This is a genomic window from Planktothrix mougeotii LEGE 06226 (assembly GCF_015207485.1).
GTDB lineage: Bacteria > Cyanobacteriota > Cyanobacteriia > Cyanobacteriales > Microcoleaceae > Planktothrix.
On the sequence record NZ_JADEWU010000011.1, the window covers coordinates 82,615 to 98,265 of the forward strand.

A 15,651-nucleotide genomic window follows, 5' to 3' on the forward strand; every position below is an offset into this window, starting at 1 on the left:
TTTTCTGATGAACATCAATCAACACTTGATTGTAAAGCAGCCTGTATTTTTTTACCTTTATGAAGACAGTTTTTCCCATTTAAGTATTTGTTTGGCAGAAGGTTTTAAAGAACTAGGGGTACATTTTTATTCCAATATTAATTATTGGAAGCTTTCTGAGCATCCTGATGAATATTTGTTTGAGCATAACCCTGAGATCACTCCTGATGACTGCTCTATTGTTGTCTTAGATACAAAATGGTTAAATCATAAAGGTGATTTTCCTGAAAACTTTTTCCATCCTAATAGACAATACATCACAGTTTACCTGGATGAGATGGATGGTTTAACCATTTGGAATCCACCATTAGAACAGTTTGACCTACGATTTAGAACTCACTATAATAAAAAAGCTAAACATCCTGACAACTGCGTTTCTTGGGTTTTTGGTTTGTCGAATCGTATCCTAGAGCAAACTCAAGACTGCCCTAAATTTAAAGATCGACAATCTTCTATCATCTTTAACTTTAGAGTAGAGCAAGATCAGATAATAGTAACGAGAAGTTGGTTCAAATTTGAAGCTGGGTTTTCATTTTTAAATAGCGGATTATTGGCCTTTGAAAATCCTGTTCGACGGATCTCAAAACAACAGATTCTTCCTCTCTTTCAAGGAGTTCTTAATATTGATGATCGGATTGATCAATTTGATCAACCGCCTTCTGATATCTACCATGCCTTGCAGTGGGAACAAACCGGAAAAAGGCATCATCCTCAATATTACAAGCGATTAAAAGAATCAGTTGCTTGTGCTGGTTTTGCAGGCTGTGTAATTCCCTATAATAACTCAGGAGAATTCTTAGTAGAATGGTGGGATAGTTGGAGATTTTGGGAATCTTTAGCTGCTGGATGTGTTACTTTCCATGTAGACTTTGATAAATATGGTATTGATCTGCCTGTTATGCCCGAAAATTGGCGACATTATATTGGGCTTGATTTAGAACATCCACAAGACACGATTGATCGAATTATCAGTGAACCCAATATTTTAGAGCAAATTTCTACTGAGGGACGCCAGTGGGCTATCAATCATTATAGTCCAGTTCCGACAGCATTACGATTTTTAGAAACGATTTCTGCATATCAAAACGCCAAAAATGGTTTTTTTGAAACTTCTCAGCAGTCCTTAGATCAAACAATTAATTTACCCTTAAGGAAAATTAATCTTGTTATTTTCCCTGATTGGTCTCAACCTGAACTCTCTTTAAGTTTAGAGCTAAAACAGATACTTCAAAACCTTGCAAATCACCCGGATGCTCTGGACATCACATTATTACTGGATAATCGAAATAAAACTGATGAAGAAGCTAATTTAATTTTATCTGGTGTAGTGATGGATCTTCTAATCGAGGGGGAAGTTGCTCTTGGATATGAACACTTAGAAATTACGTTAATTGGTCAAGAAAATTCTAACCAATGGTCAGTTTTACTGCCTAGACTTTTGGGTCGGATTCAATTAGAAAATGAAGACAAAGCAGCGATCGCAGAAAGTAAAGCTGACCAACTCCCCTGCTATTCCTTGGATTGTTTAAACTGGCAATTTTAGATGAATGAATACATCTAAGCATAGCAGGGTTTTTGATCCACTAATGGCTGTCTAAATATCGTTGCCACATTTGTTCATAAGCTTTTTCCATTTCCAGTGTAAATTGTTTAGCATTCCACAGAGGTGCGGTTTGCCGATTTTTTTTCAATTTCCAGGAAATGTTTTGCCGCAAATGTTCATCAGTTCCTAACTTAATACCCCAATCTAAATATTCTTCATCTGTCCAGGCAATCCCTTCGGTAATCCCGGCATTGATCATCATTCCGTAGCTATTGCGACTCGAAAACTGTTCACCCACCCGTGCAACCAAAGGAATTCCCATCCACAAGGTTTCCATTGTTGTTGTTGCACCATTATAAGGATAAGTATCCAAGACAACATCGACAATGCCTAAATTAGCACGATGGATTTCTTCTGTTGCCACTCCGGGTAAAAATCGCAAGCGATCTGGATTCACTCCTTCTTGTTCTGCAATATCAATGAAGAATCTGTTTAAGGATTCCTCAGAACCCCAACCTTTAATAATAAAGTAGCTATTGGGTACTTCCTTAATAATTTTCATGTGTAAATGTGCGGTTTGAGGATTATGCTTAAAACCCCGTTGACCACTATAAAAGACTACTGCATCCGTTGGAATATTTAATTGATCCCGTCTCAGAGTAGGAACTCCCACATCAAATCCATCAATAGCAATATAGGTTTGAGGAAGACGCCAAATTGTTTCTTGATAGTATTCCTGTGCAGACTCTGGTAAAACATAAGGATCAGCAATAAAATAATCTATAGCAGGTATTCCTGATGCGTCCCAACCCAGCCAAGTGACTTGAATGGGAGCCGGCTTGAGAGACATAAATCCACAAGTGCTATTCAAGGTGATACTATCAAGATCAACTAAAATATCAATCTCATCTTTATAGATTTGTTCTGCAACTTCTAAACCTCCTAGTCCTACTTTATAAGCCTTTGAAACCTGATTAATGTACCAACCTTCTAAGGAATCAGATGTTTCTTTTGGCCCAATAATATAAGCATAAAGCTCAAAATTTTCTCGATTATGATATTGAAATAATCCTCGTGCTAACCAGCCAACAGAATGTTTTCTGAGGCAATGGGAAATATATCCAATTTTTAGCTTTTTAGATGAGTGTTGTCGAGAAGTTGATCTGGCTCGCTGGCGATATCGCTCCACTTCTTCCGCACAATCAATTTCAATATTAGTTTGGCAGAATCGTGACAAACGGTTACGAAGCTGGGCATTTTCTTTGGGCTTATCCTGAATATAATTGAAAAAGAATGTTGCATTATATAAACGAAGAATGTGAGCTCCTGAACCCAGATTAGTTGGATATTCTTCGAGTAACTTTTCAATGAGATGTTTATGCTCTTTAATTCTTAAGGCTGCTTCCTCCCAATAGCCACCTGCACTCATCAAGCCCCGTAAAATCATGTGATTATCAAAGATTTTTTCGGGCAAATGTGTAACTAAGGAATAAGCTAATTTAGCGGATTCAATTGCTTTAGTATGTTCACTAATCTCTGCATAGAATGAAGAAATAGCTCGTAAAAGTTCAGGTTCTAAGGGAGCAATGCGTAATCCTAACTCAATAAATTTAATTGCCCATCTTTGTTGACCCCTAAGATAGGCTGTATCATAAACAAATTTGAGCAAAATCGGAATTAAATCATTAGGGTTGGGGATATGGGCTAAACAAGCCTCAGTAAATGTTAATGTTGCAGGATGTAGAGGAATATAATCGAGAATTTTAGGCAATAGTTCGAGTAACTGCTTAGTATCTACTTCACTGGGTGGTTCTTCATTTAAAAGATCAATCAACCCTAAAGAAGTTAGTTCTTCCCCAACATCCATCTTCAAATGGATCGAAAGTTCAATCAGATGAAAGAGATTGATAATATCGCAAGGGTTAAGCTCTCGAATATGTTGCCGAATTGCCCAAGCTACAGAATAGTCTTCTAAGGTTTCTCTTCGTTGCGCTTCATTCTCTAAAACTTGATTTAATTCAACTGTCCAAATTTCTATATCTTCTGCTTCTCCATCTCCCATCCCGATCAACCAAGTGGTTTGAGCTTCGGTTTCTTGTCCCTGTAACAGAAAAATTAAACCTAGATACCAATAGTTAGTTTTAATGTGAGGTTCTGTAGTAATCTTCTGTTCATAAAAATTAGCAGCTTTACTATAATCTCCCTTGAGCAGAGATTCATAGCCTAAATTTTTAACCCTGAAACTTTCCACGTTGTAGTCTTCTAACATAAGCCCATTGTAATGCGAAAATTTCAAAAAGATTGAGGAACAAAATAGGTAGCGTTTTTGACGCTACCTAATCTGAGTTCACGAATATAATGGTACTAGACACCAATTTTCAAACCATGTTAGAGTTTTTAACTACTTAACAAATGTCCAGTTCGTACCATCACAAACTGATGCAGCACCAAAGGCAGTAATAGTGGTTGTTTTACTTTCACACAAGACCGTGCTAGTTGTATTCGCTTCACCAGCAGAAATCAAGAATACTGAACCAGCATAGGCTTTAAGACCGCTAACAGGAGTGGCTTGAGCCGTTGCAGGGGCAGCAGTAGAGTTACTAACAGTGTAAGTGTAATTATTAGTTGCAGTTTTTAAACCTAAACCTAATTGATCAACACTGGTTCCAAACTGGCTATTCTCTGCATAAACAGCTTGCTGGCCTTTGTTAATCGAAGAAATGTATTGTTTTCCTTCAGATTGTTTAGCTTTGTTGGCTTGGCTGAGGAAAGAAGGTAAGGCGATCGCAGCCAAAATACCGATAATGATAATAACGACTAACAATTCAATTAAGGTGAAACCTTCTTCTTTTTTTCTATTAGCAACGTATTGCAGGAATTTCGCTTTAAATTCGGTCTTCATAGGTTTTTCTCCTCTTGGGGGGATGTTTAACTTTTTATCTGGTAGTTCTAACTTACCCATCTTCTGACAGCTTCATATCACCCCTGCAAAAAATTTTTTTCAATTTTCTCCTGAACGCTCCAGAAGCACATACAGAAAGGCATCCAGGGTGACGAGGAGTTCTTGGATCTGTTGCAGTGCCCTCTGGACAGTCAGGGGTTCTAGGGTAATGGGATCAATAGGATAGATGTGTTGCCACCGTTCTGCCAGAGAGATCACCGTTTGTTCTCCATCCCATAACGGCAGTAAACCGGCTGCCCGACCACTCTCAAGGGTGATCGGTATGCGAGTGGGTAACTTCACATATTGGCTAATTTCATAAGGTCTATGGGTCTGAATACATTGAATTAAGTCGGCTTTAGCTTGATTTGTTCTCAGTTGGGGATGTAAATGAACCCGTGCCGTTTGCCAATCAGCTTCAGTCCATTCAGACACCGGAAGAATGCACGTCTGATCAGAATGACCACACCAAAAATCTAATAACCGATGGACAGGGTTAATCAACTCAAATAAATGTAGCTGTTCCTCGATAGAGATTTCGGATAAACTGAAGGCTAGAAAGGCAGGTAAGTTATCAGGTTCTTTAAATAAATCGAGTAGCTGCCATTGTCGCCATTTCACCATACTGATCAATTGTAAATCAGTTGCCTTCAAAACTGCAAAAACCTCTGGGATTGTATAGCCTTTATCCCCTTGAAGTAAATAATTAACTAGCAACCATTCGTCATTTTTATAATCTGGACTATTCCAAGTTTGTGTCTTAAGTACCACTTCATCTTTGATGGATTCTATTGTTGCTCTAGCTATTTCTGCCTTCAATTCCTGAGAAGATTCATCCATAACTCCCATAAGTTTAAACAGAGATTGGGCCCTAAAATAACCGATCCTTTGATATAAACTATGCAAATTGGCTCGAATAATACCCTGGGGTTTTAAAACTTGTTTTATGCCTTGCATCGCATTAAATAAATTTGGGCATAGATAAAGCACCTCATCTGCATTAATATAATCAAACTCATACCCCAGTTGAGGTAAATCTTCTATCGACAATACATAAAATTCGGCATTGTCAAAACCCTGATATTTTAAACGCTGCTTGGCTAGTTCAATCGATTGTTCAGAAATATCAATCCCCACAATTTTAGCCCCTGGATTCGCTTCTGCTAATACTAAGGATTTATATCCAGTTCCACAACCTGCATCTAAAATTATTTTACCTTCTGTATTAATAACTTTCTGATATCTTAAATAATAGGAAGTGACTAAATTATGGATAAATAGCAATTCATATTCGGTTTTAGGTGATTGTTCTAAGGGAATTCTAGGATAGGGGGCTGAGTCAAACTGTTGACGAATTTTTTCTAATAATTCAGGGTTTTGGTTTTGCATGATTGTGTTTAAATGGATCGATAAATGGTAAACTATTAAATGGCGATCGCACCATCACCTTTTATAAAATGCCCTTTATGGATAACAAAATTACATTTCTACTCAAAGTTCTACTTTTGTCCCTAGGACTATCGGTTGTGATCAAGTTCGTTGGCCCCTTGCTTTCGATTCCTGAATCCTCAATTCTTGCCGCTATTGCGGTTTGCTTACCTTCGGTTATTCTAGCCCTTCTCTTCAGTTGGCGAATGAGACAACATTCTCAACAACCGGAATAGAAGGTAAAGAATCGCAAAAGGGAACGTCGGGAAACGGATTGAAAATTTACTGACTGTTCGCTTCAGAATGAGCAATCGCATCTTTAATTTTAAAGGATGCGATCGCTTAAGTTTAACAGATAATTGATATTCTTAAGACTGAAATCGATCATAATAGATCAGAATTTCATCTCATCGGTGTTTATCCTGTGACACTAGGGCAATGGTTCGGTTTTAGCGCAATTCTCTGTGCCATCTATATCCTTTGGCAAGTTCGACAAGCTTTATTACTTGTTTTTGCTGCGATTGTTTTAGCAACCGCCCTGAATAAATTAGCTCGATGGATACAACGCTTTGGAATTAAACGCTCTTGGGCGGTATTGTTCTCCATTAGTTTACTGATTTTAGGATTTGTAACGATATTCTTGTTAGTTGTTCCGCCTTTATTTGACCAATTACAAGAACTCGCTACACGAGTTCCGAGAGGGTTAGAACGAGGATTACAACGGCTAAATCTTTGGATTAATTACTTAAAAACGCAACTCCCTGGCGATTTTTGGCAAAATTTATTTCAGGTAGATTTACAAATTAATGCCCTAATTCAACAGTTACAACGCATCGGAAATCCTTTAATTGGTGGGGTTGGGGCTTTTGTAGGAAATACATTAGGAGGACTTCTCGGCTTTTTATTAATTCTAGTTTTAACAATCATGCTATTAGCTGATCCTATAGCTTATCGCCGAGCATTTATTCAACTCATCCCTTCCTTTTACCGTCAACGAATGAATGGGATTTTAGATCAATGTGAAATAGCGTTAGGACTATGGGTTGTTGGAGCTTTAATTGATATGAGTGTTGTGGCGGTTTGTAGTTTAGCAGGGCTTTTAGTCTTACAAGTTCCGTTAGCCTTTGCCAATGCTATATTAGCAGGATTACTCAACTTAATTCCCAATATTGGGCCAACTTTGAGTGTGATTCCTCCGATGGCGATTGCTTTATTAGAAGATCCTTGGAAGGCTGGGTTTGTTTTTATTTTATATTTTCTGATTCAACAAGCGGAAAGCAATTTTTTAATGCCCTATCTCATGGCGCAACAAGTTTCCCTCTTACCTGCAATTACCTTACTCTCCCAAGGCTTTTTTCTCACGTTTTTTGGCTTTCTGGGTTTACTTTTAGCCTTACCGTTAACCGTTGTCGGACAAGTTTTAGTCAAAGAAATCCTAATTCGAGATATTCTGGATCAGTGGAAACAATAATTTCCGACAATTTGAAAATATGAAATACCGACAATGAGATTATAGGGGTGTCAAAATTTAATGAAAACTATTGCTGAAATTAACGATAAAATTCTTCAGAATCGTGCCGTTGTTTGGACTGTGGAAGAACTCAAAGCCAAAGTTACCCCCGATACTATTCCCCAAATTGCTCAAGAGGTGGATGTCATTACCACAGGAACTTTTGAACCGATGGAAGCCTCTGGGGCGGTGATTAATTTAGGTCATACCGATCCCCCGATTAATATTAAAACCTGTTGGTTAAATGGGGTTCTTGCCTATAGTGGCTTTGGCTCCGTTGATTTATACCTGGGCGCGAGTCAAATGATGGAAGATGGGGAAGAGGGAAATGAACAAGGGGGGGGTCATGTGATTGAAGATTTAATTGCGGGAAAATCGGTGCATCTCAAAGCATCAGGAGTGGTTTCTGATTGTTATCCCCGCAGTTCTTTTGAAACTACAATTACCCGTGATACGATTAACCAATTTTATTTATTCAATCCTCGCAATCTCTATCAAAATTTTATTGTCGGAGTTAATGGTGGCGATCGCCCGCTTTATACTTATTTAGGCCCCCTGCAACCCTATTTAGGAAATGCGGTTTATTCTAATCCGGGTGCAATTTCTCCCTTAATTAATGATCCTGATTTACAACTGATTGGAATTGGGACTCGGATTTTTTTAGGAGGCGGAATTGGCTATATTACTTGGGAAGGAACTCAACATTTTCCCCTGCAAAAACGCCTAGACAATCGCACCCCCATCGGCCCTGCTGCAACGTTAGCGTTAATTGGAGATGCAAAACAAATGAATCCTTATTGGGTCAGAGGTTGCTATTTTAAAAATTATGGCCCTTCATTAATGTTGGGGGTGGGGATACCTTTACCCGTTTTGAATGAAGATGTGATTGCTCGTTGTGCAGTTTCTGATCAAAATATTGTTGCACCTGTAGTAGATTTTGCCATTCCTCGACGGGTTCGTCCCACCTTTGGTTTAGTTTCCTATAGTCAACTGAAAAAAGGCAAAATTTCTATTGATGGAAAAATGGTCAGAACTGCACCTGTAGCCAGTATTTCCCGTTCTCGTGAAATTGCCCAAGAGTTAAAAAAATGGATTGAATCAGGAACCTTTACCCTCACAGAACCCGTTGCTTCTATTCCCCTAGATCGAGCATTTCTTCCTCAAAATATTTGGGGTTCTCAAATTAGTTTAGATTAAGTCAGACTTAATTAGAGTTAGAGACGAAAACACCCAGTTATTTTAAAATCACCTCTTCTCTTCCCGTCTAATTGCATAAATTGGTAATTTTGTCAATCCCCCTCTCAGTCGCTGAAGGATTTATCCCCAAAATTGATGGATCGTAAAGCAGAAATTGAGTCAGGAAATCCAGATATTTTACGAAAGAATAAGGGTTTTAGCCTCTGTTTTCGCAAATAGACACACTAACCCCTTGAGCGGTATTTTCTAAATATACCAGAACCCCCATGCTGCCGTCAACTATTTGAGAATCATTTTTAATAAAATATCAAGATTCCCTGACAATCTTTTAAAAAATAAAAGAATTTGAGAAAAATGATTAGAATATCTTAACAATAATCCCAAGATGAATTAAATTAAGGTTTAACAAGTTAAGCCATTCAGCATTTAACCCGATTTTAAGTTAAGTTTTTGTTAAATTGCGATCGCTAATCTTGTATAAATTAAAGAAATGGTTGAGCAAGGATCAAATAGGTTTATGGGATAGGACAAGTAGATCATCCGTGTTGACAAAACGTTTTAATTGTAGTGAATAAGATATACTTGTTTTGATCCAGTTAAACTGATCCAGCCTTGCACCCATTAGTCCGAAAACCTTTAGAATAAATTCTATTATGAAGCCCAAAATTGCGATCGCTTGTCAGGGAGGAGGAAGCCAAACCGCTTTCACGGCGGGTGTCTTTAAAGCCCTATTTGAAAATAAGATTCAAGATTATTTTAATATTGTCAGCTTAAGTGGAACTTCTGGAGGCGCGATCTGTGCTTTTCTCATCTGGTACGCCCTGAAAAAAGGAGATGATATTGTTTGGAAAAGACTGATTGACTTTTGGGAAGATAATACAGCCCAAACCGCTCAAGAAAAGTTTTTTAACGATTCTGCAATTAAAACTCTGGAATGGGTCAGCAAAGGGAAAATTCCTCAGTACAATTTAAGTCCTTATTCACCGATTGTTAAAGCTTGGTTTTCCTTTGCGACCCAAGGTTTACGCCGTCGATTTACTGATTTTGAAGAATTACTAGGATCTCATATTGATTTCTCAGAATTAGCGACTTGGGGTATGCAACCCGAACCTCCAATTTTACTGATCGGCGCTTGTAATATCCTCACAGGGAGATTACATAAATTCAACTCCTATCGCGAAGCGATTAAACTCGAACATATCTTGGCTTCTGCTTGCATACCGAACCTTTTCCCGGCTGTTTCTATTGAAGAAATGGCTTATTGGGACGGACTTTTTTCTGATAATCCACCGATTGATTCTTTGATTAAAAGCAATTTTGTGGGAATTGCTAATCTTCCCCAAGAAATTTGGGTGATTAAAATCAATCCCACAACTAGGGATAAGATTCCTACGGAGGCCGATGATATTGCTGATCGTCGTAATGAATTAGAGGGAAACCTGTCTTTATTTCAAAGCCTTGGTGAAATCGAAAACCTGAATAATCTCTTTTTAAGGGGAGCATTTAATGAGGAATTTCTGGCTAAAATAGATGTTAAAGAACCGATGAAAATTCCTAAATCTTTTCCTGATGATCCTGACCAAGATTACCATATTCCGATGATTGAAATGTCTGAAGATTTAGCCAAACTATTGAATTATGAAAGTAAATTAGATCGCTCTCCAGAAATGATTAATCGCTTGATTCAAGATGGGGAAAAACAAGGGAAAAAGTTTATTGAAACTCGATTAAAACAGATGGGTTTGAAGTGACAATCGGGAGCAAATGCAATGTTCCAAGTCGGTGAAGTATCTCGTCGTTTAGGACTTAATCCCCAAACCCTATATTTTTACGAGCGGATTAGATTAATTCCCTCTCCCCAACGCACGGTTGCAGGGTATCGGCTTTACAGTCAGGAAGATATAGAGCGGATTGCTTTTATTACTCGCGCTAAATCTTTGGGGTTAAGTTTAGATGAAATTAAAGATATTTTAGTGTTAAAAGATGGGGGAGAACTCACCTGTCAAGCCGTTTATGACCGACTCAGCCAAAAAATTCAAGATATTCAAGAAAATATTCAAAAATTGCAGACCTTACACGATGAATTATTACCCTTATTAGAACAATGTCATCAAAATTTTGACCATCCTGATCCGACTCATCAATGTATCGTTTTGGAAAAAGATTGAAAAAATTTCTAAAAACCCTTGACCTTATACATAAGTATAAGGATTATTCTAGGACTTAACCACCTAACCCTCTATAAAGAAAAGGAGTTAAGTCATGACTATTATCAAGATTGAAGTTTTAGGAACAGGTTGTAAAAAATGTCAGCAGTTAGAAGCCAATACTCAGGAAGCACTCGCCTCCCTCAACCTCAATGCAGAAGTGATCCATATTACTGACCCCATCGAAATTGCGAAACGTGGGGTAATGTCTACCCCTGCATTAGTTGTTAATGGCAAAGTTGTCAGTAAAGGAAAAGTGCTCACACCCGCAGAAATTCAACCGCTACTATCAGTTTAAAAATAGAAGGATAAATTATGTTCGATCCCTTTTATCTTTTTGACTGGTTGGCTACCCAGATCGTAACGCGACTGTTAGGTTTATCAATAGAATCTCATCTCGGAGCCAGCTTACATTTCTTCCTCTATGATGTCCCTAAAATATTAACGTTGCTAATAGTTATTAGCTTTATCGTTGGGACATTTCAAAGCTTTTTAGAACCAGAGAAAGTGCGGCGAATTTTAGAAGGAAAACGGACATTAGGGGGAAATATATTAGCGGCTACAGTCGGGATTATTACGCCTTTTTGTTCCTGTTCTGCGGTTCCTTTATTTATTGGGTTTTTAGAAGCGGGTGTTCCCCTGGGGGTGACATTTTCCTATCTAATTTCCGCACCGATGGTTAATGAAGTCGCTGTAGTGTTGCTGTGGGGATTATTTGGGTTGAAGGTGACACTATTGTATATTGGTTTTGGTGTGGGATTAGCGATCGCAGCCGGATATATTATCGGAGAACTCAAATTAGAAAAATGGGTTGAATCTTTTGTTTGGGAACTTCAGAAATCTCGACAAGGATTATATTCAGAAGATAATATTGAGTCAGAATATTTAACCTGGAAACAACGCTTTCAACAGGGATGGTTTCAGTCGAGCCAAATTGTCCAATCCGTTTGGCTTTATGTTATCGTAGGAATTGCGATTGGTGCGATGATTCATGGCTATCTTCCCACAACTTTAATCACGCAAATAGCAGGGGTTGAGAATCCCTTAGCGGTTCCCGTTGCTGTGATTTTGGGTGTTCCCCTCTATGCGAATATTGCAGGGGTAATGCCCATTACAGAAGCGCTAGTGAATAAAGGAATGCCTCTGGGAACAGTATTAGCGTTTACAATGGCTGTAACCGCCCTTTCCCTTCCTGAAATTGTCATTCTCAGAAAAGTTCTTCGTCCTCAACTTTTAACAGTTTTTATTAGTTTGGTGACGTTTGGAATTATCAGTATCGGTTATTTATTCAATGCTCTGTTGGTTTAATTGAAATTCCCCTAGCTTTTGGTTTTGGGGAATTTCAATTAATATTAATTGTTAAAAAAACGACTAATAGCTTTAACTTTCGTCTGATGACGCTTTCCGTTTTAACGGTTTAGCCAGGGGTTCTCGACGGGGAGGAGGCGGAGGCGCATCCGATTGAAATTTAGGCTTATAGGGAGGACGAGATCCCGCACTAGAGTAACCCTGACCTGGTTGTCTTCTGGGGCCACCTTTTTGAAAGGGAGGTTTGCGCTTTTTAGTGGGAAGAAAGCCGATATCATGACTTTCTTGGATCACCAAATAATCTTCCTGTAACTGAACGTGTAAATCCCAGAAATGACCAACGGCTCTCATTCCTGCAATTCCCATCAGTTTCAGTTTAAAAAACTTGGGTTTATCATTATCTTTACGAGGAGCTTGGCGAATTTTAACAATGACATATTTCTCGACTTCTTGAGATTGATAAACAACCTCACCTCGAATGGAAAAATAGCCCTGTTCTACTTCTGGTAAGGTTTCAGTTTTGTGATCGGATTCTGCTAATTTTGATCCCTCAGAAATCGGTGCAGAATCTTTGATTTCAGGTGAAGATTCATCGGAAATTTCAGATTCATCAGATCGGAGGGTTTCAGGTTCCCAAACCCCCATAATTTGAACGTGTAAATTTCCTTCTTGTTGACGTGTCCGAGGATAAACCACCCAAAGATGATCTTGATCTAAGTCAATATGTTTTTTCACTAAACTCATAACTCGACCTAATAACACCGCATCCAGAAGTTTTCCTTCACTGGTGAGTAAAGTTCCTTGGGTAAACTGATCCGCAGAAGCAATATATCGGCCATGAACTAATCCAATAGCCCGATACTGGCGAGCTTCGCTAGGTGGTGGAATTGGATGTTGCCAGAGACGTTCTACAGATTCAGAAGACTCAGAAAATTCAGAAGATTCCTCCTCTGTTTCTTCTTCGGATTCCATCATTTCAGGCTGATCCAATGCACCCTCTTGGGGTGTTGGATCAGCACTTTCTGGTTCTGGTGGTGTTTCTTTTAACGGTTCGGGGATGACACGTTCACTCTCATGAGGTGCATCCAAATGGATATCTTTAGACATATTCACGGCTGGCTCATTAACTGGACTTGAGCGGGAAGAACGTTTAGATTGAGAGGAGCGATTGGGAGAAGGACTCATAAAACCTCTTAGCGGAGACACATCCCTTGTGGGATCGAGGACATGGCAAACCAACCTATCTTCCCTAATGATTTGAGGAAAGGTAAAAGTTTGACACTAAACTTAAGTCACGGATCAACACTATCAGGACATTTCAACATTTGCACCCCTTCTTGAGGAATAGGAAGCAGTAAAGATACTTTGACCTAGATCGTTGTTGTTAACAAACAACCGAGGTTGATTTGTGCCTACCCTAAAGCCGTAGCCTATTGTTTATCCTGTCAGAAAATGTTGTCATCTCAAGTTAAGTGCTTGAAGGCTGCCATCACAATTGATCTTGAGTATTAGGGGTCGAGGGGGGCTTTACAACCCCCGACTCCCATTCAGAACCGTGCGTGCGACTTTCACCGCACACGGCTCCTAGTCTAGTTGACTGTTATCATCAGAGCATCCGGTTTCTTTTGGGTTATAAGACCCATCTGTTGCCGTTTTAATATCGTGACAATGGCGATGTAATAATTGCAGGTTCTTATATTCGTCTTTCCCACCTAAACTTGTGGGAAGAATATGGTCGATTTCTGCAATATCTTCTAAAGTGAAATATTGTCCACAGAAGTTACATTTACCTTTTTGCTTTTTGAGCAAAGTTGCTACTCGTTTGGGAACATCGTAAGAGGTTCCTTTTCTTGTACTCCAGTAAGTCCAGTTTCCGTCATAAGGTGATGCTTCAGGTTTTACGGTTACATGACGGGTAATAGGTGTTTCTGCATGGGTTAATAATTTAAAACCATCTTTGGTTTCAAAACTCCATGTTTTCTTACCATTATTTCTGAAGTAATTTTTCAGTTTCCCGTAACTTGCTTTACCGCATCTGCTGACTGTCCATGCTCTTAATCTTTGCCATGTGATGTGGTCTAAAGAGGAGAATGTTTCTTTGGAAACAACTTTGGAGTGATAATTACACCATCCTCTTATAACAGGATTTAGGTTTTTGATTAGTGCGTATTGAGGTGCAGTTTTGTGTGTTTTAATCACTTCCTTCACCTTGTCCGCGTGAGCTTTGATTGCCTTCTTGCTGGGTTTTATTAAGGTTTTGAATCCTAATAATTTTCTTCCTCCACTTGATTTACCAGAATGGTGTTTGCCAACTGGATATTGTCGAAAGTTCCAACCCAGAAAGTCGAATCCTGGTTTTACCTTTTCATCATTTATTTCGATTTCTCTTAATGTATGACATATCCGAGTTTTAGCTGGTTTCAGTTCTAACCCGATGGGTTTTAGCCATTCTTCTATGGCAATTTGGCATTGTTGAATGACTTCTAATTGTGGGCTTACCACAATGAAATCATCGGCATATCTAATAACTTTGGCTTGAACAGTGCTTTTCTTTTTAGGGAATTTCTGTTCAACAGACCTAATCATTCCATCCAGTGTGATGTTTGCAAGTAAAGGACTGATGACTCCTCGTTGCGGAGTGCCTGCCTCTGTTGCTTCAAATATGCCGTTATCCATCACTCCAGCTTTTAACCATTGTCTGATTTGTGCTTTTATAGTTGATGGACAATCAATTTTGGACAGTAGGTATTCATGGTTAATCTGGTCAAAGCATTTCGAGATGTCAGCATCTAGGATGTAATATTCACCTTGTTTGATGCTATGGAAAATTCGTGACATTGCGTCATGGGCTGACCGTCCGGGTCTAAACCCGTAGCTTTCACCCTCGAATCTGGCTTCCCATTGGGGTTCTAATGCAGATTTAACCAAGGCTTGCCTAACCCTATCGTTTATAGTTGGGATTCCTAAAGGTCTTTCCTCACCGTTGGGTTTGGGTATCCATTTCCTACGGAGTGGTTTTGCCTTTTGGTATTTACTCAGGTTTTGGGCAAGTTCTAGTCGTTGTTTGGGTGTGATGGATTTAACCCCATCTACCCCGGCTGTTTTCTTGCCTTGATTGTCTTGAGTTACCCTTCTAACTGCTAAGAGTTTGGCGTAGTATGACTTAACTAGAAGTTTTTGGAGCTTCCGAGCTTTCGCATTTTGTCCCGATAATGATGCCTGGTAAATTCGCTTTTGCAGCTTAAATACTTTTATTTGGACTTTCGCCCAATTTACAGTATTCCATGCTTCCGTAGTCTTAAAACTCGTTTTCACCGTTTGTACTGCTAATAACAACCTTACCTAACAACCGTTAGAGTCGATAGGAGCGTTACCACTCCTACCTCTCCTTCAAAACCGTGCATGAAACTTTCGCTTCACACGGCTCCTTGATAATTCCACCTTTGTTATAGGTACGATTCAAAACGGTTCATTGTCA

Annotated in this window: 13 protein-coding genes; 8 read left to right on the forward strand and 5 right to left on the reverse strand. The window is 38.9% G+C overall.

Annotation, left to right across the window (positions count from 1 at the left end):
- Nucleotides 1-7: 7 nt before the first annotated feature.
- Entirely contained in the window at nt 8-1,582 is a 1,575-nt protein-coding gene (locus IQ236_RS07520) for a hypothetical protein (protein WP_193868684.1), read from the forward strand.
- Between the two features lie 40 nt (nt 1,583-1,622).
- Here IQ236_RS07520 and IQ236_RS07525 read toward each other — a convergent pair whose 3' ends face one another.
- From IQ236_RS07525 to IQ236_RS07535, 3 genes are all read right to left on the reverse strand, one after another.
- Entirely contained in the window at nt 1,623-3,851 is a 2,229-nt protein-coding gene (locus IQ236_RS07525; RefSeq protein WP_193868685.1) for an O-linked N-acetylglucosamine transferase, SPINDLY family protein, read from the reverse strand.
- Nucleotides 3,852-3,983: 132 nt separating this feature from the next.
- Nucleotides 3,984-4,484 carry a type IV pilin-like G/H family protein gene (locus tag IQ236_RS07530; protein WP_193868686.1) on the reverse strand — a complete coding sequence of 167 codons (501 nt, stop codon included), beginning with the start codon at nt 4,482-4,484 and terminating at the stop codon, nt 3,984-3,986.
- 99 nt (nt 4,485-4,583) lie between these two features.
- Nucleotides 4,584-5,912 carry a class I SAM-dependent methyltransferase gene (locus IQ236_RS07535; protein WP_193868687.1) on the reverse strand — a complete coding sequence of 443 codons (1,329 nt, stop codon included), beginning with the start codon at nt 5,910-5,912 and terminating at the stop codon, nt 4,584-4,586.
- 137 nt (nt 5,913-6,049) lie between these two features.
- Here IQ236_RS07535 and IQ236_RS07540 point away from each other — a divergent pair, with 137 nt between their 5' ends.
- From IQ236_RS07540 to IQ236_RS07570, 7 genes are all read left to right on the forward strand, one after another.
- On the forward strand, nt 6,050-6,187 hold the full coding sequence (locus IQ236_RS07540; RefSeq protein ID WP_228041475.1) for a hypothetical protein: 138 nt from the start codon (nt 6,050-6,052) through the stop codon (nt 6,185-6,187).
- A 188-nt stretch (nt 6,188-6,375) separates the two neighbouring features.
- Nucleotides 6,376-7,422, forward strand: coding sequence for an AI-2E family transporter (locus tag IQ236_RS07545; protein WP_193868688.1), 1,047 nt, complete (start codon nt 6,376-6,378; stop codon nt 7,420-7,422).
- Nucleotides 7,423-7,482: 60 nt separating this feature from the next.
- The gene (locus IQ236_RS07550) at nt 7,483-8,658 is read left to right on the forward strand and encodes a homocysteine biosynthesis protein (RefSeq protein ID WP_193868689.1); all 1,176 of its coding nucleotides are present in this window, start codon (nt 7,483-7,485) and stop codon (nt 8,656-8,658) included.
- Nucleotides 8,659-9,311: 653 nt separating this feature from the next.
- Nucleotides 9,312-10,409 carry a patatin-like phospholipase family protein gene (locus IQ236_RS07555; RefSeq protein WP_193868690.1) on the forward strand — a complete coding sequence of 366 codons (1,098 nt, stop codon included), beginning with the start codon at nt 9,312-9,314 and terminating at the stop codon, nt 10,407-10,409.
- Nucleotides 10,410-10,427: 18 nt separating this feature from the next.
- On the forward strand, nt 10,428-10,826 hold the full coding sequence (locus IQ236_RS07560; RefSeq protein WP_193868691.1) for a heavy metal-responsive transcriptional regulator: 399 nt from the start codon (nt 10,428-10,430) through the stop codon (nt 10,824-10,826).
- Between the two features lie 94 nt (nt 10,827-10,920).
- Nucleotides 10,921-11,163, forward strand: a complete 243-nt coding sequence (locus IQ236_RS07565; RefSeq protein WP_193868692.1) for a thioredoxin family protein — start codon at nt 10,921-10,923, stop codon at nt 11,161-11,163.
- A gap of 17 nt (nt 11,164-11,180) precedes the next feature.
- Nucleotides 11,181-12,173: a permease gene (locus tag IQ236_RS07570; protein WP_193868693.1), complete on the forward strand. Its 993-nt coding sequence runs from the start codon at nt 11,181-11,183 to the stop codon at nt 12,171-12,173.
- A 72-nt stretch (nt 12,174-12,245) separates the two neighbouring features.
- Here the strand turns inward: IQ236_RS07570 and IQ236_RS07575 are convergent, their stop codons facing one another.
- Both IQ236_RS07575 and ltrA read right to left on the reverse strand, forming a co-directional pair.
- The gene (locus IQ236_RS07575; protein WP_193868694.1) at nt 12,246-13,358 is read right to left on the reverse strand and encodes a hypothetical protein; all 1,113 of its coding nucleotides are present in this window, start codon (nt 13,356-13,358) and stop codon (nt 12,246-12,248) included.
- A 399-nt stretch (nt 13,359-13,757) separates the two neighbouring features.
- On the reverse strand, nt 13,758-15,488 hold the full coding sequence (ltrA, locus tag IQ236_RS07580; RefSeq protein ID WP_193868695.1) for a group II intron reverse transcriptase/maturase: 1,731 nt from the start codon (nt 15,486-15,488) through the stop codon (nt 13,758-13,760).
- Nucleotides 15,489-15,651: the final 163 nt, after the last annotated feature.

Coding starts and splice junctions, on each gene's coding strand:
- IQ236_RS07520 (WP_193868684.1), top strand. CDS start 8: ATGAACATCAATCAACACTTGATTGTAAAGCAGCCTGTATTTTTTTAC.
- IQ236_RS07525 (WP_193868685.1), bottom strand. CDS start 3,851: ATGTTAGAAGACTACAACGTGGAAAGTTTCAGGGTTAAAAATTTAGGC.
- IQ236_RS07530 (WP_193868686.1), bottom strand. CDS start 4,484: ATGAAGACCGAATTTAAAGCGAAATTCCTGCAATACGTTGCTAATAGA.
- IQ236_RS07535 (WP_193868687.1), bottom strand. CDS start 5,912: ATGCAAAACCAAAACCCTGAATTATTAGAAAAAATTCGTCAACAGTTT.
- IQ236_RS07550 (WP_193868689.1), top strand. CDS start 7,483: ATGAAAACTATTGCTGAAATTAACGATAAAATTCTTCAGAATCGTGCC.
- IQ236_RS07555 (WP_193868690.1), top strand. CDS start 9,312: ATGAAGCCCAAAATTGCGATCGCTTGTCAGGGAGGAGGAAGCCAAACC.
- IQ236_RS07560 (WP_193868691.1), top strand. CDS start 10,428: ATGTTCCAAGTCGGTGAAGTATCTCGTCGTTTAGGACTTAATCCCCAA.
- IQ236_RS07565 (WP_193868692.1), top strand. CDS start 10,921: ATGACTATTATCAAGATTGAAGTTTTAGGAACAGGTTGTAAAAAATGT.
- IQ236_RS07570 (WP_193868693.1), top strand. CDS start 11,181: ATGTTCGATCCCTTTTATCTTTTTGACTGGTTGGCTACCCAGATCGTA.
- IQ236_RS07575 (WP_193868694.1), bottom strand. CDS start 13,358: ATGAGTCCTTCTCCCAATCGCTCCTCTCAATCTAAACGTTCTTCCCGC.